Origin of the sequence: Ornithinimicrobium ciconiae (assembly GCF_007197575.1) — a bacterium.
Taxonomy (GTDB): Bacteria; Actinomycetota; Actinomycetes; order Actinomycetales; family Dermatophilaceae; genus Ornithinicoccus; species Ornithinicoccus ciconiae.
The window spans coordinates 409,883-435,663 of the sequence record NZ_CP041616.1; the positions used below are offsets into that span (position 1 = coordinate 409,883).

Consider the following 25,781-nt stretch of genomic DNA (forward strand, 5'->3'; position numbering starts at 1 on the left):
CCGAGCGACCCGGGCGTGCAGGGGTGAGCCGGGTGATGCCAGAGTCAGGCCAGCAGTCGCAGGAGCTCGGTCACCGCGGCTCGGCCGGCACGGTTGGCACCGATGGTCGAGGACGAGGGGCCATAACCCACCAGGTGCACGCGGGGTTCGTCGGCGACCCTGGTGCCTTCCATCGTGATGCCCCCACCGTGGCCGCGCAGCCGCAGGGGCGCCAGGTGATCGAGGGCGGCACGGAACCCGGTGGCCCACAGGATGACGTCCACCTCCAGCACTGAGCCGTCGGCCAGCCGCACCCCGTCAGGCAGGATCTCGGTGAACATCGGGCGACGGTCGAGAGCGCCGCGTGCCTGCGCCTCCAGCAGCGCGGGTGTCCACAGCAGGCCGGTCACCGAGACCACGCTCAGGGGTGGCAGCCCCCTGGCGACCCGTTCCTCGACCATGGCGACGGCGTCATGCCCGGCCCGTGCGTCGAACGGGGTGTCGCGCCAGACCGGCTCGCGTCGGGTGAACCAGCTGGTGGAGGTCACCAGGGAGATCTCGTCGAGCAGCTGCACCGCGGAGATCCCACCGCCCACGACGGCCACGTGCTGGCCGCGGAACTCCTCGGCCGCGACATAGTCCGCCACGTGCAGCTGGCGCCCGGTGAAGGACGACTGACCGGGATAGAGCGGCCAGAAGGGTTTGGTCCAGGTGCCGGTCGCATTGATCAGAGCTCGGGCCGAGAGGGTGCCCGCGGAGGTCTCGACGCGCAGCCGCCCACGCGGATCGTCATCCTCACGGGACACCGCAGAGACCTGCACCGGCCGCCGGATCGCCAGCTCCAGCTCGTCCTCGTAGTCCGCGAAGTAACGGGTGATGAACTCCGAGCTGGGCTCGGTCGGATCCACCTCGGGGACGGGGGTGCCTGGCAACTCGCTGATGCCGTTGACGGTGGCCATCCGCAGCGAACGCCAGCGGTGACGCCACGCTCCACCGGGTCCCTCCTCGCCGTCCAGCACCAGATAGGTCAGCGGAGCGCTCGGAGCACCACGCTCAATCGGTGCAGGGCGCACGCCTCGACGCTGCAGGTGGTAGGCCGCTGAGAGACCTGCCTGACCCGCGCCGATGACCAGGACGTCGACGGTGTGCACAGGAGGCACGCTACCGGCCAGCCAGAGGTGGCGTGAGCGACCGCGATCGAGCTGCCGCTGACGCCCGAACTGCCTGGCAGCACTAGGGTTGAGCCATGGCGAGACCCCACATTGCTGCTGTTCTCGAGGATGTGATCTTCCGGCGCGTGGAGGGCGTGCTGAGACGGCGCGGCTGGCAGGAACGGGTGACCGGTTACACCGGCTACGGCACCCCGGAACATGCCCGGTTGCTGGCACGGGTGCTGCTCAAGCGGGCGGTGCCGCGCGAGGCCGGGTCCACCTGGGACGACCTGCCGGAGAGCCCGGACCCGGGCGGGAGCGCCGTGGAGCAGGCGGCCGAGGCGCTGACCAAGGCGGTGCGCGGCTGGCGCAACTTCCTGACCGCCCCGGCGCTCAACGCACCGGTCACGGTCCAGCTCGGCGAGGTGGAGATCGACACCGCCGTCGACCGGGGCGGCTATCTCGACCTCGAGGTGCGCGGCCACGGCCTGCAGCCCGGATGGCACGAGGGGATCGTGCGCAGCGCCAATGGCGACACCGTGGAGGTGCCGGTGTGGATCATGGACCCGTCGGTCGGGACCGGCCTGGTCTGCGACATCGATGACACCGTGATGGTGACGCACCTGCCCCGCCTGATGATCGCGGCGTGGAACACCTTCTTCCTCGACGAGCTCGCCCGCAAGGCCGTCTCCGGGATGGCCCCGCTGCTGCGCTCGATCGTCGCGGAGAAGCCGGGCACCCCGGTCTTCTACCTCTCGACCGGGGCGTGGAACACCGCACCGACGCTCGCCCGGTTCCTGCGGCGCCACAACTATCCGCAGGGACCGTTGCTGCTCACCGACTGGGGGGCCACCAACACCGGATGGTTCCGCAGCGGTCAGCAGCACAAGATCAACGAGCTGCACCGCCTGCTGCGCGACCTGCCCGGGATGCGCTGGATCCTGGTCGGCGACGACGGGCAGCACGACCCGACGATCTATGGCGACTTCGCCAAGCAGCACCCGGACGCGGTCGAGGCCGTCCTGATCCGCCAGCTCACCACTGCCGAGCAGGTGCTGAGTCACGGTCTGCCGATCGCCAACGACGAGCTGCTCGGCAAGGACTATTCCGGGGTGCCGATGCTGCGGGCCCCCGACGGCTATCTGCTGCACCGCATCCTGGTGCAGAGTCGGCAGGTGCTGCGCAGGTTGGACCCTGCGGCGGTGGGACATGCCTGAGCTGCCCGAGGTCCAGGCCCTGGTCGACTTCCTGGACGGTCGGGTCGTGGGTCGGGTCGTGACGGATGTCGAGTTGGGCTCCATCGCGGTGCTCAAGACCTTCAACCCGCCACCGGACTCCCTCATCGGGCGACCGATCGACGGGACCGCCCGGCACGGCAAGTTCATCGACCTCGACGTGGACGGGACGCACCTGGTCTTCCATCTGGCCCGCGCCGGGTGGCTGCGCTTCTCCGAGAAGATGCCGACCACCCGCGTGCGGCCGGGCAAGTCACCGATCGCCCTGCGTGTGCGCCTCGACGACGACTCGGGCTTCGACCTCACCGAGGCGGGCACCAAGAAGGGCCTGGCGGCATACGTCGTGGACGACCCGCAGGAGGTGCCGGCCATCGCCACCCTGGGACCTGACCCGCTGGGTGAGGACTTCACCCGTGAGCTGTTCGGGCAGATCCTGGCGGGCAAGCGCACCCAGATCAAGGGCCTGCTGCGCAGCCAGGGCACGATCGCGGGGGTCGGCAACGCCTACTCGGACGAGATCCTGCACGCGGCCCGCCTCTCCCCCTTCGCGATCGCCGACAAGCTCACCGAGGAGCAGGTCGACACGCTGTATGCCGTGCTCCGCGAGATCCTGCAGGGTGCCGTCGCGCACAGCTCCGGCAAGCCGGCCGCCGAGCTCAAGGACGCCAAGCGCAAGGGCATGGCGGTCCACGGCCGCACCGGACAGGAGTGTCCGGTCTGTGGTGACACGGTCCGCGAGGTGAGTTTTGCCGACACCTCGCTGCAGTACTGCCCGACCTGTCAGACCGGTGGCAAGCCGCTGGCGGACCGTCGGATGAGCCGACTGCTGAAATAACTGAGCGCAGCGTGTGACGATGGAGCCATGAGTAACGCAGCCCTGATCTCCGTCTCCGACCTGCCGGACGACGCCGTCGTCGTGGACATCCGCGAGGACGACGAGTGGCAGGCCGGGCACGCGCCGAACGCCATCCACGTCCCGATGGGCACCGTGCCCGACAACCTGGACGCCTTCCCCGAGACCGACGAGCCGGTGCCGGTCATCTGCCGCAGCGGGGGCCGGTCCCACCGTGTCGTCCAGTGGCTGGTGCACCAGGGCTTCGACGTGGTCAACGTCGACGGGGGGATGCGTGCCTGGGCCGCCGCGGGCAAGCAGATGCGCAGCGAGGACGGCAGCGAACCCTCCGTCATCTGACGGCGATACCCGCTTCTAGCCTTATCTAGCGCTGATGCGAGAGTGGTGAATATGACGGCATCGAGACTCATGGCTCTGCCGCTGGGCACGCGCGTTGTCGTGCGCTATCTCATCGAGAACGGCGACCGGGCCACGGATGCCCTCGGCTACCTCCTCGAGCGCGACGACGAGCACGTCGTGGTGGAGACGCGACGTGGACCAGAGCAGATTGCCCTGGCCGATGTCCTGCTCGCCAAACCGGTGCCCCCGCCGCCCGCCCCACGACCGCGCCGCACGCCCGCTCCGCCGAGCACCCTGTAGTCGGCCGGCCCGGCCGCCGGCCTCGTGGTGGCCGCGGTCGATGGTGGCAACGGCTACTGGCACGCCCGCGCGGACGGCACCGACACCGGCACCATGGTGTTGGAGGACCTGGTGCCCGTGCTGGCGGCCGCGGGGGCACCGGTCGAGCGTCTCGGGTTCACCGGCTTCTCCATGGGTGGCTATGGCGCCCTGCTGCTCGCCACCCGGCTGCCGCCGGAGCAAGTCCTAGGCGTCTCCGCAGTGAGCGCGGCAGTGTTTTTCTCCGAGAGCGAGGCTGCGGTCGGAGCCTTTGACGGTGCCGAGGACTTCGCGCAGCATGACCTCTTTGGTCGACTGGACGCACTCCGGAAACTGCCGCTGTGGTTGTCCTGCGGTGACCGCGACACCTTCGCCGAGACCAACCGGGCACTGGCCGAGCAGCTGCCCCACGCGGTCACCATCTTTGATGAGGGAGGCCACGATCGCGCCTACCTGGAGGCGCACTGGCCCCGTGGGCTGGAGTTCTTGAGGGGGCAGGTTGGCAGGTGACTGATTGGGATATATCGGGCCGTCTAGCGTGAGGGTGAGAGTCCGGCATACTGCGTGATCGACACACGATGGGGATGTATGTCAAAATCTCAGGTTTCCGATAGATCTCCGGATACGCTGCGATCGTGGACCCGATCAGGAACCCTTATGCACCCGGCGCCGGTCAGCGCCCGCCCGAGCTCGCCGGCCGCGATGAGCAACTCGACCGCTTCCAGGTGGTGCTCGAGCGGATCCAGCGCGGTCGACCCGAACGGTCCATGATCCTCACGGGTCTGCGGGGGGTCGGCAAGACTGTGCTGCTCAACGCGCTGCGGTCCACGGCCGTGCGGGCCCGCTGGGGCACCGGCAAGTTCGAGGCGCGACCCGACCAGGCGCTGCGCCGGCCGCTGGCCGCGGCCCTGCACATGGCGGTCCGCGAGCTGGGGCACCCGCGCGGGGACGAGCTGGACCACGTGCTCGGGGTGATCAAGGCGTTTGCGCAGAAGGACCAGCCGGGCGCCAAGCTGCGGGACCGGTGGAATCCAGGCATCGACGTGCCGGCCATCGCCGGGCGGGCAGACTCCGGTGACATCGAGATCGACCTGGTGGAGCTGCTCACCGATGTGGGCGGGTTGGCCGCGGATGTGGGCAAGGGCGTGGCGGTCTTTATCGACGAGATGCAGGACCTGGGGGCCGAGGACATCTCCGCAATCTGCGCGGCGTGCCATGAGCTGTCCCAGACCGCGCTGCCGGTGATCATCGTCGGGGCCGGACTGCCGCACCTGCCCGCGGTGCTCTCGGCGAGCAAGTCCTACTCCGAGCGGCTGTTTCGCTACAACCGCATCGATCGCCTGGACCGGGAGAACGCTGAGAAGGCGCTGCGGATGCCGGCGCAGGACGAGGACGCCGACTTCTCGCCGGAGGCCCTCGAGGCGTTGTATGCCGCGACCGGTGGCTATCCCTACTTCATCCAGGCCTACGGCAAGGCCGTGTGGGACCACGCACCGACCACGCCGATCACCGACGAGGATGTGCGGGTCGCTGCTCCGGAGGCGGAGGAGGAGTTGGCTGTCGGCTTCTTCGGGTCGCGCTACGAGCGGGCCACCCCGGGGGAGCGGGAGTACCTGCGCGCCATGGCTGACCTCGGTGTGCGCGCGGCCACCGAGGATCCGGACTCTGTCGACGCGATCGAGTCGGTCGCGACCGCCGACGTGGCGACGCACCTCGACCGCAAACCGCAGTCCCTCTCACCCGCGCGCGACGCGTTGCTCAAGAAGGGGCTGATCTACTCCGGGGAGCGTGGCCGGATCGCCTTCACGGTGCCGCACTTCGGGAGGTATCTCCGCGCCCAGGCCTAGGTGATTGTCAGCGGGGAAGCGATGTGCGACTTACTGGAGAGTTTGTGACACGTGCGGTTTCGGAGGTCACGGTCGTCGGGTGCAGCGAATATTCGCGCTTCTGCGCGTGGCAGCACTCGGCGCCTCCCCCGGCTGGGTGGCCAGATACCGTGAACGGGCGGCAGTGGCACTCCAAAGGTGGCGCCGTCCAAGCAGGTGGGCCGTTCAGGGTCGGCGCGGGCTCGGTGTGGGACCGCGCTTCTCCGCGGTGACGAAGCAGGTCCGGGCGAGAGCAGCGAGGTGGTGGCTCAACGGCGACTGAGACAACGAGAAGGCGTCCACGATCTCTCGCACCGGCACAGGATCAGTCTGGCGGGCCAGCCAGGCCAGGAGTTGCACGCCTTGTGCCACTCACCGCCCGTAACGGTCCGGGCGCGCCCACGGCCAGTCGGCAGAGATCCACTCCACGAGGGCGTCGGCCAGGGGCTCATCGAGGTCTGCGTGGTCGGCGCGGACCCAGGACTGGACGCTCACGTCATACTCCTGCGTGGACGCGGGATAGAGATAGACGCAGCCGATGACATCGCCGTCAGCAGGATCAAGGACGGTGAAGGTGAAGCCCTTTCGTGCCGCGAAGTGGTCGGCGTGCCGTTCCAGGTCGGCAAGGTTGCGCTCGAGTGTCATGCCGTCAGCGGGTGGCCACTTGCCATCGGGATAGCCCGGTGTCGCGCGGATGTGCTCAACGCTCGACATCCAGGCGGCGCGATCAGCTTCGTTATGTTGCGGGCCCAGTGGCTCGAGCACAAAGCGGTCGGTGACCAAGGAAGTTGGAGGGTCGAAGTCGTGGGGAACGAAAGTCGCAGACGTCATTTCTGAAACGGTAGTCGGGCGCAGGCAACGGTTCCACCTTTTATGAAGGCGTCGACGGGTGGACACGATCGGCCCGCCGCGAGAGCGCGACGGGCCGATCGTGTGACAAGGCTGGGGTCAGTTGATGCCTGCTGCTGCCTTGGCCTCGTCGAGGACGTCATCACAGACGGCATTCGTGCCGCCGAGTGCGGTGACCCGCTGAGGGGTGGTCTCCGCGAGGTACTGCTTGACGACGACGGGCAGGTCGCAGGACCTGACCAGCAGGATCGGGCCGAGCAGGGTGTTCGCCGCCAGCGAGTCCGCGAATTCGTCATTGCGCGCCAGGTAGACGGCAGGGCTGCCGTCAGGGAAGCGGAACTTGGCGACCGCGATCGCCGTTTCGTAGCGGTCCTTGCCGGAGAGTCGGTCCGGACCGTCGGCCGACGGCATGAGGTCGGCGTCCTGCCCAGCCGGGCCCTGCGGGCCAGCCGGACCAACCGGACCGGTCGCGCCTGCCGGGCCTGCGTCGCCCTGCTCGCCAGGTTCGCCCTGGGGTCCTTCGCCGCCCTGGTCACCCTTGGGGCCGGCAGGTCCGGTGAGCCCGGTCTCGCCCTGCTCACCCTTGGGACCGGCAGGTCCGGTGAGCCCGGTCTCGCCCTGGGGTCCCTGGGGTCCTTCCGGTCCCTCGGGGCCCATCGGTCCCTGCTGGCCACCCGGCTCGAAGTCGTACTGGACGCCGTCGAAGACGACGTAGTCCACCGCGCCGCTGAATGCGGTGTCGCGGCCCTTGCTGATGCCTGCGGAGAACCACACCTCGGCGTCGGGGTAGGCGGCGGTCAAGCCCTCCCACGTGCAGGGATCAGAGTTGCGGCACTCGTTCCCGTTGGTGCTGAACCACATGCCGGCCTTGGCGTCATACTCCTCCCAGTGCTTCAGGTTGCGCTCGCCGTCCACGGGGTCAGACTGGCCCGGCAGGAAACCGAACGTCGCGTAGTCGCCGACCTCCAGACCGCTGCGGGCCACTTCAATCTGGATCCCAGGCAGGGCGGCGTCGACACCCTCCGTGCCGTCGTAGACGCGATAGCTGATGTCACCGAGCTCAGACACCGGCTTGCCCCACAGGGGGGATGCCTCGCTCAGCGGCATGGCGTAGGCGACCTTCTCGTCGCCACCACCCACCTGGAGATGGAGGCTGCCGATGCCGAAGGCCTGCAGCTCACTGTCGGCGACGGGACCGCTGGCAAAGGTCACGGACGGGCTGCCGATGGTGTTGCGGGAGATGAGTTGCCACTCTGGGGACGCCGGGGTCACCTGCACAGGGTCGGCGGCCTGGGCTGAGGCCAACATCGGGATGACGAGGACGGCCGAGGCGGCGGCGGCCAGCGCGCCGCCCTTCCATCCTCGGAAGTGGTGAGCAATTCGCACAGGGATTCCTTTTCTGGAGTCGTCACAGCACACCCCCGAGAGGAATGTGTCAGATTGTTACCTGCTGCGCAGGCACCCCGGAGTCTACAGAGAATTGGTCACAGTTGAATAAAAAACCATCACGAAATGGCAACATTTGGCAAGGCCGCTGTCCGGACGGAAGTGCCCCTATGTCGGCACCATAAAAAGGATTCTTAGCAACGTGCAGGGTGGAGCTCTGGTGTGGCTAAAGCGCATCTGAGTGGATAACCAAAGGCGCTGTCACACACCGTTGCAGAGCGGACGTCGGGGTGCCTCTTCGGCGGCGCCTGCCACCAGCGCATCGCGGACCTCAACGAGCGGCACGCGTGCTCCCCGCGTGGTGCCGAGCAGTGTCGCCAGGTGCGCGGTGGCGATCGGTGCACTGAGCTCGCCCTGCTTGAACAGCAGAGAGACGTCGAGGACCTGATAGCGATAGCTCCCATCCGGCAGCGTCTCGACGAACCGCGAGCCGCCCGACCGAAAGTCGCAGTCGCTCCAGGCGAACGTCCGCTGGGCGTCGTGGTGCCGATCCCAGGTGCGGACCGCAGCGACGACGTCGGAGAGGGTCTGTCCGTGCTCGCTCGGATTGACCCGGACCACATCAGCCACGTCACCCGTGACCCCGGCCAGCGTCTCCAGGCCGGGCCACCCCTGAGTGACGGCCGCTGTCACCAGGGTTTGCCAGTCCACGTCGCCCGTGACCGTGACGGCCACAGCGCCACACGGACTGAGGTCGTTGGGGTCGCAGGCCGAGTCGTCGACGGTGATCCCCGGCAGCTCAGGCGACCCGACGCGGACCGGTCGCGGAGGGTCTGGGAGATCGTGCGTCCTCACCGGGCGTCACCTCCAGGTCGCGGTCTTGTCCCTGCTACGCAACCATCCTCGCGTTCGGTGCGCAACTGTCAGTGCTGGCTGGCAGCATTGGTAAACGTCATGGTGCTCGCGTCCTCGCCGGGCCCGAGTGCCGAGGCGCCGCGCCACCGGACACTCACAGGAGAGACATGCCAACCTTCGGTCGGGACGATGACCTGCAGGGCGCCGAGTTCGTCCGCGCCGACCTCACCGGGGCCCGCTTCGAGCGCACCAGGCTCACGGGCGCCCGGGTGGTCGCGAGCGACCTGACGGGCCTGGTGGTCCGTGGCAGCGATGTGCTGAATGTCGAGATCGACTCCCCGTGGTTGGCGGAGGGCGACTTCTTTCGAGTCAACGGCGTCGATGTCATCCCACTCATCGAGGCAGAGCTCGACCGCCGCTTCCCGGGCCGGAAGCTGCGCCGAGCCGCCGACCCTGAGGGGTTGGCCGCGGCCTGGTCCGCGCTCGAGAGCACCTGGGCGGCCACGCTCGACCGAGCGAGCCGTATGCCGGCGGGGACCGTCAACGCCTCGGTGGACGGTGAGTGGTCGCTCGCCGAGACGCTGCGTCACCTGGTGATGGCCACTGACACCTGGCTGGGCAAGGCTGTGCTGCGTGCAGCGCGGCCCTACCATCCGCTGGCTCTGGCCAATGCCGGTGCCGAGGAGGACGGTCTGGACATGTCGGTCTTCACCACCGGCACGCCGTCCTACGAAGAGGTGCTCACGGCTCGTGCGGACCGGACCACGATGGTGCGCGAGTTCATCGCTCGGGTGAGTCCCGGCATACTCGCGGAGGAGCGCACCAACCCGTGGGCACCAGAGCATCCGGAGACGGTCCTTTCCTGCCTGCACACGATCCTCGAGGAGGAGTGGGAGCACCACCGCTATGCCGTGCGTGACCTGGATGCTCTCGAGTCCGCCGGAGATAGCCCCTGAGTGACCGTGGACAGGGGGCGGGGGCTGGGTGCTGGCCAGCGCGTCAGGTGCGTGAGAAGTGGGCGCGGAGCCGCTCGGGGAAGTCGTCATAGGCTGCCGCAACGACCTCGATCTCGACCTCGGCCGGGAGCTCATCGAGTCGCTGGTGCTCCAGCAGGAAGGACACCGTGGCGTTCACGATCTGCTCGTCCGCGACGCCAGACAGGCCGAGAGACTCGAGGAAGGCTGGATCCAGGCCGACCGTAACGTCCACGCGGTCACCGTGCTCCGTGCCGTGCACGAGATAGGTGTGACTCCCCAGGTCTTCGACGGTCCAGTTGCGTGACATCGTCTCGTCCTTCCACGCCAGCGCGGTCAGCGCCCCGAGGGGGTGCGCGTCCGACGATCCGGGGCGGGGGCTGCAGACCCTCTCTATATTATCAGCCAGTAAGTGTGAAAAAATATTCCGACGTGCTCACCCGCCAAGAAGGAGCGCCATGCCCCTGGCCGCAGTCCCGGAGGAGCTGCTCCACGCCGTGGTGGCACGGGAACGAGTCACCCCAGTCATCACGGAGCTGACTCTCGAGCCGTTGGGCGCGACCCTTGAGTACCTGCCGGGCCAGTACGTCCTGGTCTGTGACGAGGACTACCGGGTCCCGGTCAGGTCCTACTCCCTGGCCAGCGCGCCGGAGCCCGGCGGTCGTCTCACCCTGCTGGTCACGAGAGTCGAGGGCGGGGCAACCAGTGTCTGGCTCGCGGACGAGGTGTCCACCGGTGACCGGGTGCTGGTCTCTGGTCCCTATGGCACCTTCGTGGCCAATACCGAGGCCGGGCGCCCCGTGCTCTGCCTGGCCGGCGGGTCCGGACTGGCCCCCGTCCGGGCGCTCGCCCAGGACGCGGTGCGACGAGGCGTGCCCGACCCGTTCACCGTCTTCTTCTCAGGGCGCACGGAGCAGGACCTGATCGACCAGGAGACGTTCCGGGACTGGGGGCGGGAGCACCCCAGGTTCCGCTATCTGCGCACTCTCACGGGCGCGGCCGGACCGGCACCGCTCGGGCGGGTGGGCACCGTGCTGCCCGAGCTGGTGGACGACCTGTCCGAGCACGAGATCTTTATCGCGGGAGCCCCAGGCTTTGTCGCCGCGGGTGTCCGCGTCGCCCGTGACCTCGGCTGCCGGCCCGGCCGGCTGCACACCGAGGAGTTCTATGCCGAGCCCCAGCCCTGGGGCACCGAGATGTCAGGAGAGTAGCGATGGCTGGCGAGGCGTCCGCGATCTACACCAAGACCGGTGACGACGGCACGACCGGGAGGCTGTTCGGTGGCCGACTGGGCAAGGATGACGCACTGGTCGAAGCGTGTGGAGACACGGATGAGGCAGTGGCGGTCCTCGGGGGCGCCCGTCAAGCGCTGGGCGACGAGGGTGACGCCGCGCTTGCCGAGCTCGTGCTGAGGCTGCAGCGTGAGCTCTTCGTCGTGGGCGCCGACCTGATGACCAACCCCCGCGCCCGGGACCGGGGCACGCCGGGTCAGTCCCAGGTCAGTCCGGGGATGATCGACGCCCTGGAGCGGACGATCGATGACCTCGTCGCAGAGCGTCCGCTGCAACCCGTGTTCATCGTCCCGGGCGCCACGCGCGCGTCGGTCGCCCTCGATGTGGCGCGCACCGTCGTGCGACGGGCCGAACGGCATACCATCGCCGCGGCGCGGGCCGGGGCCGACGTCTCCGACCAGGTCCTCGTCTATCTCAACCGGCTCAGTGACCTGCTCTTCGTGCTCGCAAGGCGGGCGGCAGGGGAGGTCCAGGAGCCGCCGAGCCATGACTGAGATCAGGGCGGCCGCCGTCGATGGTGCTGCGGGTAGTCTGCACGCATGCGGACCATCGGCAACCTTCTGTGGCTGATCCTGGCCGGGTGGTGGCTGGCCCTGCTCTATGTCATGGCCGGTGTCGTCGCCTGCATCCTCATCATCACGATCCCCTTCGGGATCGCTTCCTTCCGGCTGGCCAACTTTGTGCTGTGGCCGTTCGGGCGCACGACTCTGTGGCGTCAGGACGCTGGCGTCTGGTCGATCATCGGCAACATCCTGTGGATAGTGCTGCTCGGCTGGGAGCTGGCCATCGGCCACCTGATCGCCGGGGCGCTGCTGTGCCTGACGATCATCGGCATCCCGTTCGGCATCGCCTGCTGGAAGATGGTGCCCCTCGCGTTGCTGCCGCTGGGGCAGCAGGTGGTGCCACTGTCGCAGGCGCGGGCTGACCGGTTCGCGGTGCCCGTCAGCCGCTGACGGTCCCCTCGGGACGCTCGGCGCGGGCCGGCAGGTGCCCGGTCGGGTGACACGCGCAGACAGTGCATGACTCGGAATGTAGTGAGTGCGAGTGCGGTTGTCTTTGGTGAGCGCCGCCGGCGCTGCACGAGGACTGCACGGGCGCCTTGGCGCGCGACGAAGGACGACGGATGAACAGGACGCAACTCGCCAACGAGTCGTGGGAGGCGCTGTTCCGGGCGCAGGTCGCCCTGAATGAGGTATTCGCCAGCGACGAGGTCTGGATCGAGGTGACCCAGGTGGAGTATGACGTGCTGTACACCCTGTCGAAAGCGCCGACGGGGATGTCGATGGCCGAGCTCAACCGGGGCATCCTCATGACTCAGGGCGGCCTGTCCAAGCTGGTTGCCCGCCTTGAGCGCCGTGGCCTCCTGCAGCGCACACCCGATCCCCACGACCGTCGCGCGACCTGCTTGGTGTTGACAGAGCAGGGCCGTGCGATCCAGCGCCGGGTCGGGCTCCGTCACGGGGTGTCGGTGGCTGCGACCATGACGCGAATCCTCGACGACCAGCAGATGGACCAGCTGCGGGAGCTCGGCACGCACATCGTCGAGGCGCTGCACGCGGCACCGGTCGCTCGTGCCTGACGGCTGACCTACAGGACAGGGTCGGGGGAAGCGGCCAACGAAACCACACCAAAAATGGTGAAGTGGCCAACGAAACCTCACCAAAAATGGTGGGGCTACCGGTCCGACCAGGTCGGCTGACGCTTCTCCAGGAAGGCGCAGATGCCCTCCTGGGCGTCGGCAGCCAGGGCGTTCATGGTCATGACGGTCTTGGCGTAGTCGTAGGCAGCGCCCTGGTCCCGGGAGATCTGGGCATAGAAGGCCTCCTTGCCGATGCCCGTGACGACCGAGCTCGCCGACGCGATCTGCAGGGCTAGCTCGCGGGTGCGGGCCTCGAGCTCCTCGACCGGGACGACCTCGTTGACCAGGCCCCAGTCGGCCGCCGTGGGGGCATCGATCGGCACACCGGTCAACAGCATCTGCATGGCCCGCTTCTGGCCGATGACGCGACTGATGGCCACCATCGGCGTCGAGCAGAACAGGCCGATCTTGACCCCGGGCGTCCCGAACCGGGCACCCTCCTCGGCCACGACCAGGTCGCAGGTCGCCGCGAGCTGGCAGCCCGCGGCAGTGGCGATGCCCTGCACCCTGGCGATCACCGGCTGCGGGATGGACTGCACCATCTCCATCAGGTCACAGCAACGGTCGAAGATCTCCCGGTAGTCCTCGACCGAGCGGCCGGTCATCTCCGCGAGGTCGTGACCCGCACTGAACGCGGGACCGGCGCCGGCGAGGATGACCACCGAGACGTCCTTGCGCGCACCGATCTCGCGCAGCACCTCGATCAGCTCGGTCATCAGGGCCAGGGACAACGCATTGCGCTTCTCTGGGCGGTTGAGGGTGATGGTGGCGATGCGCGCCGTGTCATCGATCTCCGTCAGGACTGAGGTTGCTGCGACGGTCGTGGTCATGGCTGATCCCTTCGGTGGCGGCGGTTCTGTCTAGCCTACGCAGCATGCGGGTGGTCCCGGGTGAGATGAGAGAGTGGTGGGGTCCAGAACGTGTGAGATGAGGTGCAGCAGTGGCACAGCAGGACGAGAGATCAGGCGAGGCAGGAGCCCCAGGCTCCGACCCTGGCGAGGGCCTCGGCCCGGGGGAGCGCGAGCAACTGGTCTATGCCCTAGAGAATCGGTTCGCCGACCATCTCGAGGCCGCCGCCTCTGCGGTGCGGGAGGCCGAACGGCAACTCGCCGAGGCGCAGGAGGACCTCAGGCGTGCGGTGGAGCAGGAGTCAGCGCGCCCCTATCGCTCGGACTCCCTGGTCTTCATGCGCGAGGCGATGAACGAGGAGGTCGACGGGCTGCACCGGAAGACGAACCCGAAGAAGGTCCGGGCCGCCTACCGATTCCTGCTGGACCGGGCCGTCGAGCTCGCGGCCGGCGAGGTGGCGGGTTTCCACGACGACCAGGCCGCAGAGCGCCGGGGGCGTGAGCACGGAGTGCAGGCCTGCCAGGAGGCCGAGAAGCGCGCCGTCGCGGCCGTGGAGGAGGCTCGTCGCATGCAGGAGCGAGTTCGCAACGCTGAGGCGCTGGCTCGTCAGGGCCTGACGGTGCTCGCGGACAAGCTGGAGTAGCGACTCACGGCATCCGGACCACACGGCCCATTGCTGGACGTGGCGCGGCGACTGGCTGGCGCCCGGCAGCCACCACGGGAAGGTCTTCGCCGTCACCCATGAGGTGCGCCGCCCAGAGCTGGTCGGCGACGACGGCGGGGATATCAAAGGCCAGGATGAACAGGGTGAGGCTGCGCGGCGAAGGTCCCTCGGCGGGCGACAGGGCCCGGCTGACCCGGTCCTTGAGCCGGCGGGGGAGGAGGACATCGTTCTCGTGCTCCTCGCCGTTGTCCCAGAGCCACTCGGCCAGGACCTGTGCGATGGCGGCCTGGTTGATCGTGCCACGACGAGTGCGGGCGGCCCGGCTCTGCCACTTGCGCCGACACGCGGTGTCGGTCAGCAGATGGTGGCGCAGGAGGTCGGCGGTGGTCACAGGAGTGGAGGGTTCAACGGTCACGTGCGCTCCCCGGGATTGGCATCGACTAGTTGTGCCTGAAGTCTCAACCTTTTACCTGCCCTTGACCAGTGCCTGCACCAAGTCAATACAAGCCCGTACACACCCCCATACAGATGCGGATCCGTACACCCAGCACACTGTGCTACATGGCAGCAACGGGGACCGAGCACAGCGCCCACAACCCATCCGGAGCGTTTGGCGAGGCGCTCACGACACTGCGACTCCAGGCTGGCCTGTCCGTGCGAGAGCTCTCGCGCCGGACCGGCATCCCGTCCGGGACGCTCGGAGGATACTTCAGCGGACGACACCTGCCACCGGCCAACCGTCCGGAGGTCCTCGAGGCGATCGTGACCACCTGCGGAGGCACCGCACAGGACGTCGAGGACTGGCGCGCGCGGCTGGTCGACCTGCATCAGGGACGGCGCAGCACAGTGGTGATGCGTCCTCCCTATCGCGGACTGGCCGGCTTCGGGGTGGAGGATCAGGACCTCTTCTTCGGCCGGGCCGACCTGACCCGTCAGCTGCTCGACCATGTCACGAGCGCCGCCACCCGAGGCAGCATCGTCCTCGTGGTCGGTGCCTCGGGGACCGGCAAGTCCTCCCTGCTCCGGGCAGGTCTGATCCCCGCCCTGCAGCGACCGGCCCTGGCGCGGGACGGCTGGCAGTGTGAGCTGATCACTCCCGGTGTTGAGCCGGCGGCGAACGTCGAGAGGGCTCTCGATCGGCTGAAGAGCAGCCCTCGGGCAGTGCTGGTCGTCGACCAGTTCGAGGAGTTGTTCACCCTCACCTCGGACGACGACGAGCAGACAGCCACGGTGAAGCGACTGGTCGGGTGGGCAGAGCAGACGACTCCGGAACGGACCCGGGTGCTGGTGATCGGGCTGCGCGCCGACCGTTATGGCGAGGCGGCGGCACAGCCGGGTCTGGTGACCGGTCTGCGGGACCATCAGGTCCTGGTGCCGCCGATGAGTGAGGAGGAACTGCGCACCGCGGTCGAGGGCCCGGCCGAGGTCGTCGGCCTTAAGCTCGAGTGGGGGCTGGTGGACGTCATCCTGTCCGACGTGCGGGCCAGTGACATCACACATGTGCTGCCGCACCTGTCACACACCCTGCAGGCAGCCTGGGAGGACAGTGACCGGCGGCAACTGAGGATCCGGGACTACAAGGCGGTCGACGGGGTGGCCGGGGCAGTGCGGCGCAGCGCCGAACGGGCCTTTGCCGAGCTGGACGAGGAGGGCCAGGAGGTGGCCCGCAGCATCATCCTGCGCCTGATCGCCCTCCACCCCGACGCCGGCCCGAGCCGGCGCAGTCAGATCACGGCCGATCTGGTCCGCAGCCACCCCCGCGCCGGCCAGGTGCTCGACCACCTCATCGACCACCGCCTGCTGACCTCCAGCCAGACCGAGGTGTCGTTGAGCCATGAGGCGCTCATCGCGGCCTGGCCACGGCTGGGGCAGTGGCTCGACGCCGACCGCTCCGACCTGTTGTTGCGGGAGATGCTCGCCCGCCAGGAGCACACCTGGGCCGAGCACGGACAGGACCCAGAACTCCTGCTGCGGGGCAGCCTGCTGGAGGCGGTGCGGACCTGGATGCTGACGAACGCCAGCCAGCTCACCGAGGCCGAGACGGCCTACGTCGAGGCGAGCGAGGCCCAGGCACTGCAACGACGCCGGGAGCGGGGTCGTCAGCACCGTCGGACGCAGCAGCTGCTGGCCGCCGCGGTGTGCCTGGCCCTGGTCGCGGCGCTCGCCGGGGCGTTTGCCCTGCAGAGCCGCAGCACGGCCGCGACCCAGCGGGACGAGGCCAGGTCTCGCCAGATGGCGCGGGTGGCGGCCACCCTCCAGGAGAACAACGTCCCGCTGGCCAACCAGGTGGCGCTCGGTGGCTATCAGATCTCCGACACCCGTGAGTCCCGCTCCGCCCTGATCGACGCGACCTCGCTGCCCGTCATGACCCGGCGGGTGGACCCCGGCGCCCCGCTGACAGCCACCGCGAACGAGACCGGTGACCTGCTCGCGTTCGGCGGCAACGATGGTGCTGTTGACCTCGTGCGGGTTGACGGGGACCGGATGCAGGACGCCGCCACCGTGACCCTGGACGAGGACGGCACGACGGTGCAGACGGTGGCCTTTGGGGTCGAGGGTCGCCTGCTCGCGGTGGGCGGCGGGGCCCCCAACGTCCGGCTGTTCGACGTCACCGACCCGGACTCGCCGGTGCTCAGCGCCGAGCTTGCCGTCGACCGGACCGTCTTCGACCTCGCCTTCTCCCCGGACGGCAGCCGGCTGCTGGCCGCCGGCGACGAGGATGCGCAGGGCGACGCACAGATCCTGACCTGGACGTATGCCGACGGTCAGTGGGTGGAAGCAGACCCGGTGGAGGGAGTCTCCGGGTCGATCCGGGGCCTGGACCTGGACGCTGACGGAGGACAGCTGGCGGCGGCGACCACGGGGGGGAATCTCTATCTGTGGGCGGTGTCCGACGTCGGCCTGACCGAGACCGCACAGGTGCATGTCGGGGAGGACTCGACGCGGCAGTTCGACATCGACCTCAGCCCCGACGGCACGCACCTGGCTGCGGTCGGCAGCGACAAGACGCTGCGCCTCTTTGACATCACCGAGGACGGTGCCCTGGAGCCGCTCGCTGAGCTGCCGGATTTTGACAGCTGGGTCAACTCTGTGTCCTTCACGCCCGACGGTCGCAGCGTCGTCGCGGGCAGCTCGGACAGCACGCTGCGCCTCTACGACATTCCCGACAGTGGCGCAGCCGCAGCGGTGCGGTCGGTGCTCCCGGTGAGCGCTGCGGTCACCTCGGTCGAGGAGGTCGACGAGGAGCGGATGATCATCACGACGACCGACACCTCGTCCTACCTGTGGCATCGCACCGAGGGCGTGCTGCCGCTGTCTGGGGACACCGTCTTCATCACCGCAGCATCGTCGGACGGCTCCCGGTCCATCACCTCCTCCGGCACAGCCGACGGGCACCTCTATCTGTGGGACACCACGCAACCGCGCACCCCTGTGCTCCTCGCCCCGCTGCTGGCGCCGGCGAGTGCTGGCGTGATGGATGGTGCCGCGACCATCAGCTCCACCGGGGATATCGTGGCCAGTGGCACCTCGACCGGTCACGTGGTCGCCTGGGACGTCAGCGACCCGGCCGACCCGCAACTGCTCGTGGACGTGCAGGTCGGCGAGAAGTATGTCGAGCACTCCGCCTTCTTCGACGGTGACCGGCGCATCGTTGCCGCCAGCAACGACGGCGTGCTGTCGGTGCTCTCGCTCGAGGACCCAGATCGGGTGGTGGCCCAAGAGACCCCCGACGACCCGGTGCTGACAGTGGCGGGGAGCGAGAGCGGCATCATCGCGACGGGTGGGACCCTGGGCGGTGTCCAGCTGTGGGACGGCACCGACCTGGCTGGGGGTCCGATCAGCACGATCGACGTCGAGCTGTCGATCTTTGCGCTGGACTTCGCCGCAGGCGGCAACCTGCTCGCCGTGGGTGGGGCCAACAGCCAGCTGCAGCTCTATGACGTGAGCGACCCGGCCGCGCCGGTCAAGGTCGGGCCCACCCTGACCGGCCCGGCCGCCACGGTCTACTCCGTGGCGTTCTCCCCGGACGGCTCACGGGTGGCCGCGGCCGTCCTGGACGGCACGGTCTGGGTCTGGCGCCAGGAGGGGCAGGACTATGTCTCCGAGCTCGTGCTGCGTTCGTCCCAGGCCTCTCTGACCGCCGTGGGCTGGGTTGACGGTCGCCACCTGCTCGCCGGAGGCCAGCAGGGGCGTGCCTACATGTGGTTGGTGGATGCGCCGGCAGCGGCAGAGTTCGTCTGTGCCACGACCGGCACCCCGGCCACGGAGCTGGAGTGGACGACCCATCTTCCGGGCATCGACTATGAGCCACCCTGCGGCCGGCAGACTCGCTGAGACAGCGTTGCGACAGAGATAGGGTAGGAACCGCGGTGTGCGTCTCATCTGTTTCCGAACCCTGCCGGTCCCTCGTCAGCGCTCCGGACCCGCGTGGGCGTTCGGCCTGCTCACGGTCGCTGTGCTGTCGGGGTGTGGTGGAGGGGTCCCGTTTGCTGCCGGGTCGACCACCTGCTTCGCCTTCGGTGAACTGTCCCTGACCGAGCGCACCGCCCTCTTGGCGGAGTTGCTGGTGGAAGCGGGACTCGACCCCCACGCGCAGGGGAACGAACTCGGCATACGCACAGCGGTCGACGACTTCTGCGGCTCCGCGACCGTCCCCCTCAGTGGGGCCAGCCGCAACCTGGACGAGCCGATCCTGGATGCCGTGGACTGGGACGCCGAGAGCTGGTGATGGGGCGGGCAGCGGTCCACCGGGCCTGGGCGGGCACCGCGACGCAACCGCGACACCGCCACGACAGAGCCTTCCTACAGTCTCCCGGGAGACGAGAGGGGCAGTTTGATGACCGACACTTCCGCGTGGACCCCGGCTCCGCTGGAGCCCGACCTGCCATGGGACCCAGAGACCGATCCGTCCGGTCAGGGACACGGACCTGCGACACCGGTGAGTCCGCAGGGGCAGCCACGACGCCGTCGGTGGCTGGGGCTGGCGCTCGCCCTGCTGGTGCTGTCGGTGATCGCCGTGGGTGTGTGGTTGCTGTTCCTGAAGCCGGCGGGCGGCGCGACCGCGTCAGACGTGCCGGTCGCGGACCTGACGGCTGCCCCGGAGGAGGCCTGGACCTATAAGTACGCCCCCCGCGGCGAGGAGGAGTGGATCGCGCCGTCGGCTGCCGTCTATGCCGTCGGCAACGACCGCCTCCTGGTCAAGGCCGACCTGGACTCCTCGACCTACTACGAGGCTGGGACCTCGTCCTGGTACCCCGGCTATCCGGAGCACTACGCCGCGGGCTTTGCCGACGGCACGCGCTACCAGGAGGCGATGGAGGCATACCAGCAGGACTCCTGGGGCAACGCCTACCCGTCCTACGAGGACTACTTCGGTCTGGGCGGGGCGACCTACGCCTCGGCGGTCAATGATGCTGAGTCCTATCAGGGGTGGTTCGACGGGTTCGGGGACGCCGAGTTCGAGCGGGGCGAAGGGGCCAGCAGGGCGCAGCAGCCGGACGCCCCGCCGACGCTCGGTCACATCGTCATGATCGACAGGTCCACCGGGAAAGAGCTGTGGACCGCGGACCTGGAGGCCTTGGCGTTCGAGCCCGGCAGCTCGTCGGTGAGCATCCTGCCACTGTCAGCCGAGGGACACGTCGTCGTGTCGGTCATCACGTTTGACGAGGGCCTGACGTCAGTGACCGTCACGGCGCTGGACCCCGCAGACGGCACCCCCGTGTCGGAGGTCGAGCTGAGCGACGTTGCTGTCATCAGCAGCGCCGACGTGGGTGCGCCCCTGATCGTCCTGGACGAGGACGGGGTCCGGCGCCTGGACACCGGGGACCTGGCAGGTGACTACGTCTGGTCTGCCGGGATCCCCGGGGTGCATCCTGAGGGTGGAGCCAGCGTCGTCGACGGCTATCTGCAGATCACCACCGAGGATGGCCCCTGGTGGCTGGACGCCGCCTCCGGCTATGAGCCGGAGTGGTTCGAGGGGTGGGAGCCAGAGGTGTCCTACCGGGTCATCGGCGACGTGGTGCTGCGGCAGGAGTCCAGCAGCTTCGGCTACTACCTGGACGGGCTGGATCGCACGGGCAAGACCCTCTGGGCCGGTGACGCCGAGCAGGTCTTCACCGCCGAGGGCAGTGGTGGTGAGGTGCTCCTGAAGGCCGAGGCGACTGAGGACGGCACCTATGAGTACCTGATGCGTCTGGATCCGAGCACCGGGGACCCGATGTGGGACGAGGAGTATGACGACACGTTCAGCTGGGTGACCGGCACGGTGGCCGGTGGTCTGGTGCTCAACGAGGGAGACCGCTCGGTCATCCTTGACCTGGACAGCGGTGAACGCAGCCAGCGACTCAGGGGCAGCGCCGACTACCTCGGCACGCGGGTCGCCTACGGACATGACGAGGGCAGGCTGCAGGCCTGGGACGTCGAGGACGGGACGGCGCTGTGGTCGATGCGGGTGTCGGGCACCGAGTCACTGCGCCGGGCCGGGGACGCGCTCCTGGTGGAGGACACCGCCCGTCGCGAGATCTCGTTGCTGCAGTGACCCGCACCGGCTGAGGTGAGCCGGGCTGCGCCGTGCTCGGGAGATCCACCCTCAAGCGTCTGCACAATCGCTGGCAGTTCGTGGCGCTGGTCGCCCCTGCGGGCCGTTGACCTGCAGGGATGTCGGATCCAACGAGTTTCTATGGTCGAACTGCCAGTGGGTTTGCACGTACGGGCGCGGTGGGGGGGCAGGCTCGGCGGGCGCGGTGGGGGGGCATGGTGGGCGCGCTCCGGGGTGGGGCTTGGCGCCGTGCTCAGGACAGGTCGTAGGACGAGCGTGCGAGGCGGAAGCTGTAACCGGTCGAGTCCTCGGAGCACTGGACACCGTCGGTGTCGCTGAGGCAGGTGAAGCCGTGCCGCATCATCACCGAACCGTAGGACAGGGTCGCGCCCTGCACCTCGTGCCGGACGCCGAACATGCTGTGCTCGGAGCAGACCCACTGGGCCTGCTGCCCCGCACGCAGGAGGAGTGTGTCCGCCTCGGTGGCCCGGCAGCCGGGGAAGGTGTGTGAGGGGGTGTAGTCGCGGTCGGCGATCTGACAGGCCACCCACTCGGGACCGATGCCGCAGGCCACGTTGGTGGAGGGCATCAGAAACGCGGCGTCGGGAGCGCTGGTGCCCGACCACGGGTTGGCCGGGTCGGCGGTGCCCTCCGTCGCCACACCGCCGCCCGTAGCCGATGCCGTGCCGTCCTGGCTCTGCGCCGAGCCGGTGCTCTGGCTGCTGTCGCCCGGTCCCTTCGGGGCCGCCCGGTCATGGGAACCACCCGCCGAGAGGTCCTGTCGACCCCCGGCCGGCTCGGCTCCCGGAGCCGCGGAGCCCCCACCGCACCCGGCGAGAAGGAGGCCGGCGCTGACCACAGCTGTTATCCATCGCATGCGAGACACAGCATGGTGTCTATCCCAGCCATGTCGTGGATGTGTCGCGCTCACGCGCCGAGATCGACCACCGTGTGACATATGTCGTCTTGGACTCTGCGGCGTGTGTCACTGACGCGAGGCCCGCGATATGACCAGAGTGGGGGCATGGACAGACAGAAGCTTGCCTATCTCGCTCTCGTCGTCACGATCATCTACGGGGGACTCTTCGCAGTTATCGGGGATGGTGCTCGCACGACCTATGCAGTCATCGGCGCGATCATCGTGGCGATCAGCTGGGTCAGCGTGGGGATGCTCGGTCGGGACGAGAACGACCCCGCCGGCACCTAACGACTGATCGCGGGCGTCTCACCGGCGTCACCCTTCACCCCGACTGCGTGTGGTCTCACCTGCGGCACACGGTTGCAGTCGCGGCTGCGTGTCTCATCGACCTCTCATCTGCCTGTTGTTAAGTTGCTCGTTCAATGAGTAGGTGCAGGTGAGTCAGATGCTGCCACGTGGGGCTCGGTCCCTGTGGTCGGATGTCAGCGGCACGGCCAGACGGGGGGTCGCGCCGCTGGTGCGGCGGGTCCGGACCTTGGTCCGCCCGGGTGAGGGACGGCATACGCCTGCCGACCGGGTCCACCTCAGTCAGGTGGACCGGGCCGCTGTCGCGTTGGAGGTCCTCCGTCAGATCGAGCGACGGGAGCCGGCGCTGCCCACGGCCCGGGAGCCTCGGGAGTTCCTCGTCCGCGACCGGGCGGTGCGTCGGCCCGGCCCGCCCGACGACCTGCGCACCATGCTGCCGGCGCCGCTGCGGGGCGAGTGGGATCACACCCAGCCTGATTTGCGGCGCGTCACCGCACGTGTGGCGGCCGACGTGATCGTCCGCGCGAAGTTCGACCTGGGTGAGCAGGTCAAGCTGCGCGCTGCCTACGGCACGCAGCGACGCACGGTGGCCGTGCAGCCGGTGCGACCCAATGGCACCTGTGGGATCACGAACGCCGTCCGCGCCCACGAGGTCGTCAATCGCTATGCACCCGGCCTGGTCCCGGTGATGCGAGGCCATGGCGAGGTCGGACCTGGTCTGCGCTACCTGGTGGAGGACTGGGTCGACGGGGTGCCGCTGGCCAACTCCCAGCGCATGGCCGAGAAGATGTCCTTCATCCTCGAGGGGCTCGACCGCGTGCACGAGGGCTACGGCGTGCACACCACCCGGGCCAGTGAGATCTGGCCCGCGGGGTTCCGGGAGCAGTGGCAGAGCGTGCGGGAGGCGGAGCTGGTCCCTGTCGACGTCGGTGACTGGGTGGCTGGCCTCCTCGCCGCGGACAAGCTGCTGCGGGTCTCCTGGTCACACGGCGACCTGGTCGCCTCCAACGTGCTCGGCACCGACGACGGTGTCGTCCTCATCGACTGGGAGCACTCCGGTGAGCGTCCGCTGATGCACGACGCCGCCAAGCTGCACCTCTTTGCCGCGGACAAGGACGCGCTGCTCGGCACGCTCCTGGTGGAGTGGGGCGGCTCCGAGGACTCAGGTGGTTACACGCCTGCCGAGGAGTTGGCGCTCGTGCATGCCCGCTTCCTTGCGCGGGCGCCGGTCAGGATGGCCGAGCTGGCCGGCCACAAGCGGCAGGGCGTCCATGCCCGTCAGGTGAAGCGGCAGGTCGGTCGCCTCGCCGACGTGCTGGAGCTGGCCGGCTGAGGCGAGTTGCCGGCATACCGCGCGATGAGGGGTGTTGCGTCGACACTGTCGGTGCGCCGTGCTTGAGTTGGTCACCACGATCCCGTATGCCGGTCGGCCCGTTGACTGACCGGTCGCCGACCCGAGGAGACCAGTGTGCGTCCTGTCATCGACCACTTCGGTATCAACTGCGCGGACCTGGCGGCCAGCGCACACTTCTACGACAGGGTCCTGGCGACCCTGGGGATGCGACGCCTGCTCGACCATGAGGTGGCCCTGGGCTACGGGCGGGACTTCCCGGCGTTCTGGATCGGCAGCGGTGCGGCCGAGGGGCCCAACCGCGAGACCCACATCGCCTTCCATGCCGGGAGCGAGGACGAGGTGCGGGCCTTCCACGAGGCAGCGCTGGCCCTCGGCGCCGTGGAGCTCCACGCGCCGCGGCTCTGGCCGGAGTACCACGAGGGATACTTCGGCGCCTTCGTGCGTGACCCGGACGGTAATAACGTCGAGGCCGTCTTTCACGGGGGCGGTCCCGAGTAACTCATCGGCCACACGTTGTGCCATGGCCGGGTCCCTTGCGGTGCTGTCGGCGAGAGGCTACCTTGTGATGCATGGTACCTGGCGACAGTGCGATCCTGACGCACCTCAGACGAGGTGCGTTGGAGTACTGCGTGCTGGCCATGCTCCGCGGTGGGCCGACCTACGGCTTTGAGATCGCCCGTCACCTGACGCGTGACGGGGTGCTCATGGGCAGTGAGGGCACGCTCTATCCGCTCCTGTCCCGGCTGCGCAAGGCCGGGCTGGTCGACACCACCTGGCAGGAGTCCCCGAGCGGGCCGCCCCGCCGTTACTACGCGCTCACCGACTCGGGCTCGCGTGCGCTCGAGGACTTCACCCGCACCTGGCAACCGTTCCGTGACGCGGTAGACGCCGCACTCAGCGAAGGGGCAGCACCATGAACACCACCCAGCACCTGCTCGTCACCCAGTATCTGGATGATCTCGCGCGCATGCTCGACCATCTCCCACCGGGCGACCGCGCAGAGGTCCTGGCAGGAGTGCGCGAGCACATCGAGGCGGGGCTCGTGGAGCGCCGTGGAGCCACTGACGCGAATGTCTCGGCGGTGCTCGCCGAGCTGGGGCCGCCGGAGGCCGTCGCCCGGGAGGCCTATGAGGTCGGCCCGGGCGGGGGGCGGCAGCCTGCTCCGTATGGCGCACCAACAATGACTCAGACCCCGCCCGGGCGGCTTCCGATCAGCGACCGACGCTGGGTGCCGGTCGCGGTGGCCATCCTGCAGGTGCTTGCTCTGCTGCTGCTCCTCCTCCTTGTGGGAGGGGCAGGGGCCTACGTCGTGACGGAGGTCAGCTCGAGTGACGGGGGGACTGTGCGCACCGTGGACCACGAGGCCGGCTCGACCGTGATGCTCCTGGCGGCCGGGATCGTGATGGCTCTGCCGCTGTGGATCGGCATGGCTCTTCTGGTGGGCAACTCCCGGTTGTGGTCCGCCCGCCAGAAAGTGCTGCACCTGCTGCTCCTGCCCGCCTGTGCGCTCGTCATCGGACTCAGCCCCGACCTGGGCTGGCTCCTCGCCGGTGAACGAGGGTTGGTCATCACGTCGCTCGTGGCCCTGGTCCTGGTCGTGGGTGTCAGCATCTTGCTGCTCGTCCGCCTGACAATGTCGGGCAGAAGGCGCTCGGCCACCATCGCTGCCTAGCGGTCACGCCCGGTAGTCCCCAGGCCGTGCCTGGATCCACGGACCGCCCTGACGCCCCTCATCCCAGGGGAAGCGGCCGGCTGGGTCGGACCAGGTGAGCTGGTAGGCGGGGACCGATGCCTGCAGTGGCCGCTTGTAGTAGTTGTTGGCCTGGAAGACGATCATCCCGGGGTTGGGGATCTCCTCCACCAGGAGGTGCGGCTCCAGCTGGGGCACCACCTGACCGGGCACCAGGTCCTGGCGATGGCCGCTGACCTGGTGGGCGGCGGCGTTGAGCACTGTCATCGACGCGTCCTGGGGCAGGCCCAGCACCACCAGCTCGGGGTGGCCGATGCCGAACAGGCCGATCGTGTAGCAGAACGGCTGATCCAGCCGTGGCGGCAGCTCTTGGGCTCTGCCGAGCAGGTCGGCGACCTGGTCGCCAGCATCGGGAGCTGCCTCGCCGACCTCGCGGCAGCAGTCGCACTCGCCGGCGGGTGCGACATAGACCAGATGCACCCCGTGGCTGCGGATGTGGTCGGTGATCATGCTCCGCTGACGGTCCTCGAACGCACGCATCGCGGCTGAGATGTCCATAGTTTCCTCCCCATGCGCACCCGGCGTGCGCCTTTCGCGAGGACGCTAGACCTCCGGCACGACATCGCGCCGGGGTTGTCCACAGGCACGGTGTCCACGGCCCCGGACAGCAGACCCGCGCGGGACAGCAGACCCGCGCGGGACAGATGCCCCGCGCGGGACAGCAGA

30 protein-coding genes are annotated in these 25,781 nt (G+C 68.8%); 20 read left to right on the forward strand and 10 right to left on the reverse strand.

Annotated elements, in window-relative coordinates:
- Window positions 1-44: 44 nt before the first annotated feature.
- On the reverse strand, window positions 45-1,139 hold the full coding sequence (locus FNH13_RS01800; protein WP_143781872.1) for an FAD-dependent oxidoreductase: 1,095 nt from the start codon (window positions 1,137-1,139) through the stop codon (window positions 45-47).
- An 86-nt stretch (window positions 1,140-1,225) separates the two neighbouring features.
- On the opposite strand from FNH13_RS01800, the gene FNH13_RS01805 reads away from it, so the two are divergent.
- The 6 genes from FNH13_RS01805 (at window position 1,226) to FNH13_RS01830 (ending at window position 5,722) form a co-directional block, all read left to right on the forward strand.
- A complete protein-coding gene (locus tag FNH13_RS01805) occupies window positions 1,226-2,347 on the forward strand; it encodes an App1 family protein (RefSeq protein WP_143781873.1) in 1,122 nt (373 codons plus the stop codon).
- Window positions 2,340-3,200, forward strand: a complete 861-nt coding sequence (locus FNH13_RS01810) for an Fpg/Nei family DNA glycosylase (protein WP_143781874.1) — start codon at window positions 2,340-2,342, stop codon at window positions 3,198-3,200. Before FNH13_RS01805 ends, FNH13_RS01810 begins: the two co-directional genes overlap by 8 nt.
- Before the next feature lie 27 nt (window positions 3,201-3,227).
- Window positions 3,228-3,557 carry a rhodanese-like domain-containing protein gene (locus FNH13_RS01815; protein ID WP_143781875.1) on the forward strand — a complete coding sequence of 110 codons (330 nt, stop codon included), beginning with the start codon at window positions 3,228-3,230 and terminating at the stop codon, window positions 3,555-3,557.
- 51 nt (window positions 3,558-3,608) lie between these two features.
- A complete protein-coding gene (locus tag FNH13_RS01820) occupies window positions 3,609-3,857 on the forward strand; it encodes a putative acetyltransferase (RefSeq protein ID WP_143781876.1) in 249 nt (82 codons plus the stop codon).
- 27 nt (window positions 3,858-3,884) lie between these two features.
- On the forward strand, window positions 3,885-4,385 hold the full coding sequence (locus tag FNH13_RS01825; protein ID WP_143781877.1) for an alpha/beta hydrolase-fold protein: 501 nt from the start codon (window positions 3,885-3,887) through the stop codon (window positions 4,383-4,385).
- A gap of 125 nt (window positions 4,386-4,510) precedes the next feature.
- Window positions 4,511-5,722: an ATP-binding protein gene (locus FNH13_RS01830; protein ID WP_143781878.1), complete on the forward strand. Its 1,212-nt coding sequence runs from the start codon at window positions 4,511-4,513 to the stop codon at window positions 5,720-5,722.
- A 204-nt stretch (window positions 5,723-5,926) separates the two neighbouring features.
- On the opposite strand, the gene FNH13_RS19910 is transcribed toward FNH13_RS01830, so the two are convergent.
- The 4 genes from FNH13_RS19910 to FNH13_RS01850 all read right to left on the reverse strand — a co-directional run bounded on the left by FNH13_RS19910 (window position 5,927) and on the right by FNH13_RS01850 (window position 8,830).
- Window positions 5,927-6,112, reverse strand: a complete 186-nt coding sequence (locus tag FNH13_RS19910) for an ArsR/SmtB family transcription factor (protein ID WP_143781879.1) — start codon at window positions 6,110-6,112, stop codon at window positions 5,927-5,929.
- A complete protein-coding gene (locus FNH13_RS01840) occupies window positions 6,113-6,571 on the reverse strand; it encodes a GNAT family N-acetyltransferase (protein ID WP_143781880.1) in 459 nt (152 codons plus the stop codon). It abuts the gene before it with no gap.
- A 117-nt stretch (window positions 6,572-6,688) separates the two neighbouring features.
- Entirely contained in the window at window positions 6,689-7,975 is a 1,287-nt protein-coding gene (locus tag FNH13_RS01845) for a cell wall-binding repeat-containing protein (RefSeq protein WP_143781881.1), read from the reverse strand.
- A gap of 261 nt (window positions 7,976-8,236) precedes the next feature.
- The gene (locus FNH13_RS01850; RefSeq protein WP_143781882.1) at window positions 8,237-8,830 is read right to left on the reverse strand and encodes a UDP-N-acetylmuramate dehydrogenase; all 594 of its coding nucleotides are present in this window, start codon (window positions 8,828-8,830) and stop codon (window positions 8,237-8,239) included.
- 167 nt (window positions 8,831-8,997) lie between these two features.
- Between FNH13_RS01850 and FNH13_RS01855 the strand changes: the two genes are divergently transcribed.
- Entirely contained in the window at window positions 8,998-9,786 is a 789-nt protein-coding gene (locus FNH13_RS01855) for a DinB family protein (protein ID WP_143781883.1), read from the forward strand.
- A gap of 43 nt (window positions 9,787-9,829) precedes the next feature.
- Here the strand turns inward: FNH13_RS01855 and FNH13_RS01860 are convergent, their stop codons facing one another.
- Window positions 9,830-10,114, reverse strand: coding sequence for a hypothetical protein (locus FNH13_RS01860; protein ID WP_143781884.1), 285 nt, complete (start codon window positions 10,112-10,114; stop codon window positions 9,830-9,832).
- A gap of 148 nt (window positions 10,115-10,262) precedes the next feature.
- On the opposite strand from FNH13_RS01860, the gene FNH13_RS01865 reads away from it, so the two are divergent.
- From FNH13_RS01865 to FNH13_RS01880, 4 genes are all read left to right on the forward strand, one after another.
- The gene (locus FNH13_RS01865) at window positions 10,263-11,015 is read left to right on the forward strand and encodes an FAD-binding oxidoreductase (protein ID WP_143781885.1); all 753 of its coding nucleotides are present in this window, start codon (window positions 10,263-10,265) and stop codon (window positions 11,013-11,015) included.
- A 2-nt stretch (window positions 11,016-11,017) separates the two neighbouring features.
- Window positions 11,018-11,590: a cob(I)yrinic acid a,c-diamide adenosyltransferase gene (locus FNH13_RS01870; RefSeq protein WP_143781886.1), complete on the forward strand. Its 573-nt coding sequence runs from the start codon at window positions 11,018-11,020 to the stop codon at window positions 11,588-11,590.
- Between the two features lie 45 nt (window positions 11,591-11,635).
- Window positions 11,636-12,049: a YccF domain-containing protein gene (locus FNH13_RS01875; protein ID WP_143781887.1), complete on the forward strand. Its 414-nt coding sequence runs from the start codon at window positions 11,636-11,638 to the stop codon at window positions 12,047-12,049.
- Window positions 12,050-12,219: 170 nt separating this feature from the next.
- Window positions 12,220-12,675: a MarR family winged helix-turn-helix transcriptional regulator gene (locus tag FNH13_RS01880; RefSeq protein ID WP_143781888.1), complete on the forward strand. Its 456-nt coding sequence runs from the start codon at window positions 12,220-12,222 to the stop codon at window positions 12,673-12,675.
- Between the two features lie 95 nt (window positions 12,676-12,770).
- On the opposite strand, the gene FNH13_RS01885 is transcribed toward FNH13_RS01880, so the two are convergent.
- Entirely contained in the window at window positions 12,771-13,565 is a 795-nt protein-coding gene (locus FNH13_RS01885; protein ID WP_143781889.1) for an enoyl-CoA hydratase, read from the reverse strand.
- A gap of 110 nt (window positions 13,566-13,675) precedes the next feature.
- Here FNH13_RS01885 and FNH13_RS01890 point away from each other — a divergent pair, with 110 nt between their 5' ends.
- Window positions 13,676-14,227 (forward strand): hypothetical protein, encoded by a 552-nt coding sequence (locus FNH13_RS01890; protein WP_143781890.1) that lies wholly within the window; start codon window positions 13,676-13,678, stop codon window positions 14,225-14,227.
- Between the two features lie 4 nt (window positions 14,228-14,231).
- Here FNH13_RS01890 and FNH13_RS01895 read toward each other — a convergent pair whose 3' ends face one another.
- Window positions 14,232-14,663 carry a hypothetical protein gene (locus FNH13_RS01895; RefSeq protein ID WP_143781891.1) on the reverse strand — a complete coding sequence of 144 codons (432 nt, stop codon included), beginning with the start codon at window positions 14,661-14,663 and terminating at the stop codon, window positions 14,232-14,234.
- 146 nt (window positions 14,664-14,809) lie between these two features.
- Between FNH13_RS01895 and FNH13_RS01900 the strand changes: the two genes are divergently transcribed.
- The 3 genes from FNH13_RS01900 to FNH13_RS01910 all read left to right on the forward strand — a co-directional run bounded on the left by FNH13_RS01900 (window position 14,810) and on the right by FNH13_RS01910 (window position 20,786).
- Complete coding sequence (locus FNH13_RS01900; RefSeq protein WP_165699976.1) at window positions 14,810-18,583, forward strand: nSTAND1 domain-containing NTPase; 3,774 nt, start codon at window positions 14,810-14,812, stop codon at window positions 18,581-18,583.
- A gap of 37 nt (window positions 18,584-18,620) precedes the next feature.
- Window positions 18,621-18,977, forward strand: a complete 357-nt coding sequence (locus FNH13_RS01905; protein WP_143781893.1) for a hypothetical protein — start codon at window positions 18,621-18,623, stop codon at window positions 18,975-18,977.
- A 108-nt stretch (window positions 18,978-19,085) separates the two neighbouring features.
- Window positions 19,086-20,786, forward strand: a complete 1,701-nt coding sequence (locus FNH13_RS01910; protein ID WP_143781894.1) for an outer membrane protein assembly factor BamB family protein — start codon at window positions 19,086-19,088, stop codon at window positions 20,784-20,786.
- Between the two features lie 253 nt (window positions 20,787-21,039).
- On the opposite strand, the gene FNH13_RS01915 is transcribed toward FNH13_RS01910, so the two are convergent.
- Window positions 21,040-21,663 (reverse strand): hypothetical protein, encoded by a 624-nt coding sequence (locus FNH13_RS01915; RefSeq protein ID WP_143781895.1) that lies wholly within the window; start codon window positions 21,661-21,663, stop codon window positions 21,040-21,042.
- 147 nt (window positions 21,664-21,810) lie between these two features.
- Between FNH13_RS01915 and FNH13_RS01920 the strand changes: the two genes are divergently transcribed.
- The 5 genes from FNH13_RS01920 to FNH13_RS01940 all read left to right on the forward strand — a co-directional run bounded on the left by FNH13_RS01920 (window position 21,811) and on the right by FNH13_RS01940 (window position 25,037).
- Window positions 21,811-21,993: a hypothetical protein gene (locus FNH13_RS01920; RefSeq protein WP_143781896.1), complete on the forward strand. Its 183-nt coding sequence runs from the start codon at window positions 21,811-21,813 to the stop codon at window positions 21,991-21,993.
- A 157-nt stretch (window positions 21,994-22,150) separates the two neighbouring features.
- Window positions 22,151-23,344, forward strand: coding sequence for a hypothetical protein (locus tag FNH13_RS01925; protein ID WP_143781897.1), 1,194 nt, complete (start codon window positions 22,151-22,153; stop codon window positions 23,342-23,344).
- 135 nt (window positions 23,345-23,479) lie between these two features.
- Window positions 23,480-23,863: a VOC family protein gene (locus FNH13_RS01930; RefSeq protein ID WP_143781898.1), complete on the forward strand. Its 384-nt coding sequence runs from the start codon at window positions 23,480-23,482 to the stop codon at window positions 23,861-23,863.
- A 140-nt stretch (window positions 23,864-24,003) separates the two neighbouring features.
- Entirely contained in the window at window positions 24,004-24,282 is a 279-nt protein-coding gene (locus FNH13_RS01935; protein ID WP_321169240.1) for a PadR family transcriptional regulator, read from the forward strand.
- Window positions 24,279-25,037 (forward strand): HAAS signaling domain-containing protein, encoded by a 759-nt coding sequence (locus FNH13_RS01940; RefSeq protein ID WP_143781900.1) that lies wholly within the window; start codon window positions 24,279-24,281, stop codon window positions 25,035-25,037. Before FNH13_RS01935 ends, FNH13_RS01940 begins: the two co-directional genes overlap by 4 nt.
- Window positions 25,038-25,040: 3 nt before the next feature.
- Here FNH13_RS01940 and FNH13_RS01945 read toward each other — a convergent pair whose 3' ends face one another.
- Window positions 25,041-25,613 (reverse strand): DUF4262 domain-containing protein, encoded by a 573-nt coding sequence (locus tag FNH13_RS01945; RefSeq protein ID WP_143781901.1) that lies wholly within the window; start codon window positions 25,611-25,613, stop codon window positions 25,041-25,043.
- Window positions 25,614-25,781 lie beyond the last annotated feature (168 nt).

Coding starts and splice junctions, on each gene's coding strand:
- FNH13_RS01805 (WP_143781873.1), top strand. CDS start 1,226: ATGGCGAGACCCCACATTGCTGCTGTTCTCGAGGATGTGATCTTCCGG.
- FNH13_RS01810 (WP_143781874.1), top strand. CDS start 2,340: ATGCCTGAGCTGCCCGAGGTCCAGGCCCTGGTCGACTTCCTGGACGGT.
- FNH13_RS01815 (WP_143781875.1), top strand. CDS start 3,228: ATGAGTAACGCAGCCCTGATCTCCGTCTCCGACCTGCCGGACGACGCC.
- FNH13_RS01820 (WP_143781876.1), top strand. CDS start 3,609: ATGACGGCATCGAGACTCATGGCTCTGCCGCTGGGCACGCGCGTTGTC.
- FNH13_RS01840 (WP_143781880.1), bottom strand. CDS start 6,571: ATGACGTCTGCGACTTTCGTTCCCCACGACTTCGACCCTCCAACTTCC.
- FNH13_RS01855 (WP_143781883.1), top strand. CDS start 8,998: ATGCCAACCTTCGGTCGGGACGATGACCTGCAGGGCGCCGAGTTCGTC.
- FNH13_RS01860 (WP_143781884.1), bottom strand. CDS start 10,114: ATGTCACGCAACTGGACCGTCGAAGACCTGGGGAGTCACACCTATCTC.
- FNH13_RS01865 (WP_143781885.1), top strand. CDS start 10,263: ATGCCCCTGGCCGCAGTCCCGGAGGAGCTGCTCCACGCCGTGGTGGCA.
- FNH13_RS01870 (WP_143781886.1), top strand. CDS start 11,018: ATGGCTGGCGAGGCGTCCGCGATCTACACCAAGACCGGTGACGACGGC.
- FNH13_RS01875 (WP_143781887.1), top strand. CDS start 11,636: ATGCGGACCATCGGCAACCTTCTGTGGCTGATCCTGGCCGGGTGGTGG.
- FNH13_RS01880 (WP_143781888.1), top strand. CDS start 12,220: ATGAACAGGACGCAACTCGCCAACGAGTCGTGGGAGGCGCTGTTCCGG.
- FNH13_RS01885 (WP_143781889.1), bottom strand. CDS start 13,565: ATGACCACGACCGTCGCAGCAACCTCAGTCCTGACGGAGATCGATGAC.
- FNH13_RS01900 (WP_165699976.1), top strand. CDS start 14,810: ATGGCAGCAACGGGGACCGAGCACAGCGCCCACAACCCATCCGGAGCG.
- FNH13_RS01910 (WP_143781894.1), top strand. CDS start 19,086: ATGACCGACACTTCCGCGTGGACCCCGGCTCCGCTGGAGCCCGACCTG.
- FNH13_RS01915 (WP_143781895.1), bottom strand. CDS start 21,663: ATGCGATGGATAACAGCTGTGGTCAGCGCCGGCCTCCTTCTCGCCGGG.
- FNH13_RS01920 (WP_143781896.1), top strand. CDS start 21,811: ATGGACAGACAGAAGCTTGCCTATCTCGCTCTCGTCGTCACGATCATC.
- FNH13_RS01925 (WP_143781897.1), top strand. CDS start 22,151: ATGCTGCCACGTGGGGCTCGGTCCCTGTGGTCGGATGTCAGCGGCACG.
- FNH13_RS01935 (WP_321169240.1), top strand. CDS start 24,004: ATGCTCCGCGGTGGGCCGACCTACGGCTTTGAGATCGCCCGTCACCTG.
- FNH13_RS01940 (WP_143781900.1), top strand. CDS start 24,279: ATGAACACCACCCAGCACCTGCTCGTCACCCAGTATCTGGATGATCTC.
- FNH13_RS01945 (WP_143781901.1), bottom strand. CDS start 25,613: ATGGACATCTCAGCCGCGATGCGTGCGTTCGAGGACCGTCAGCGGAGC.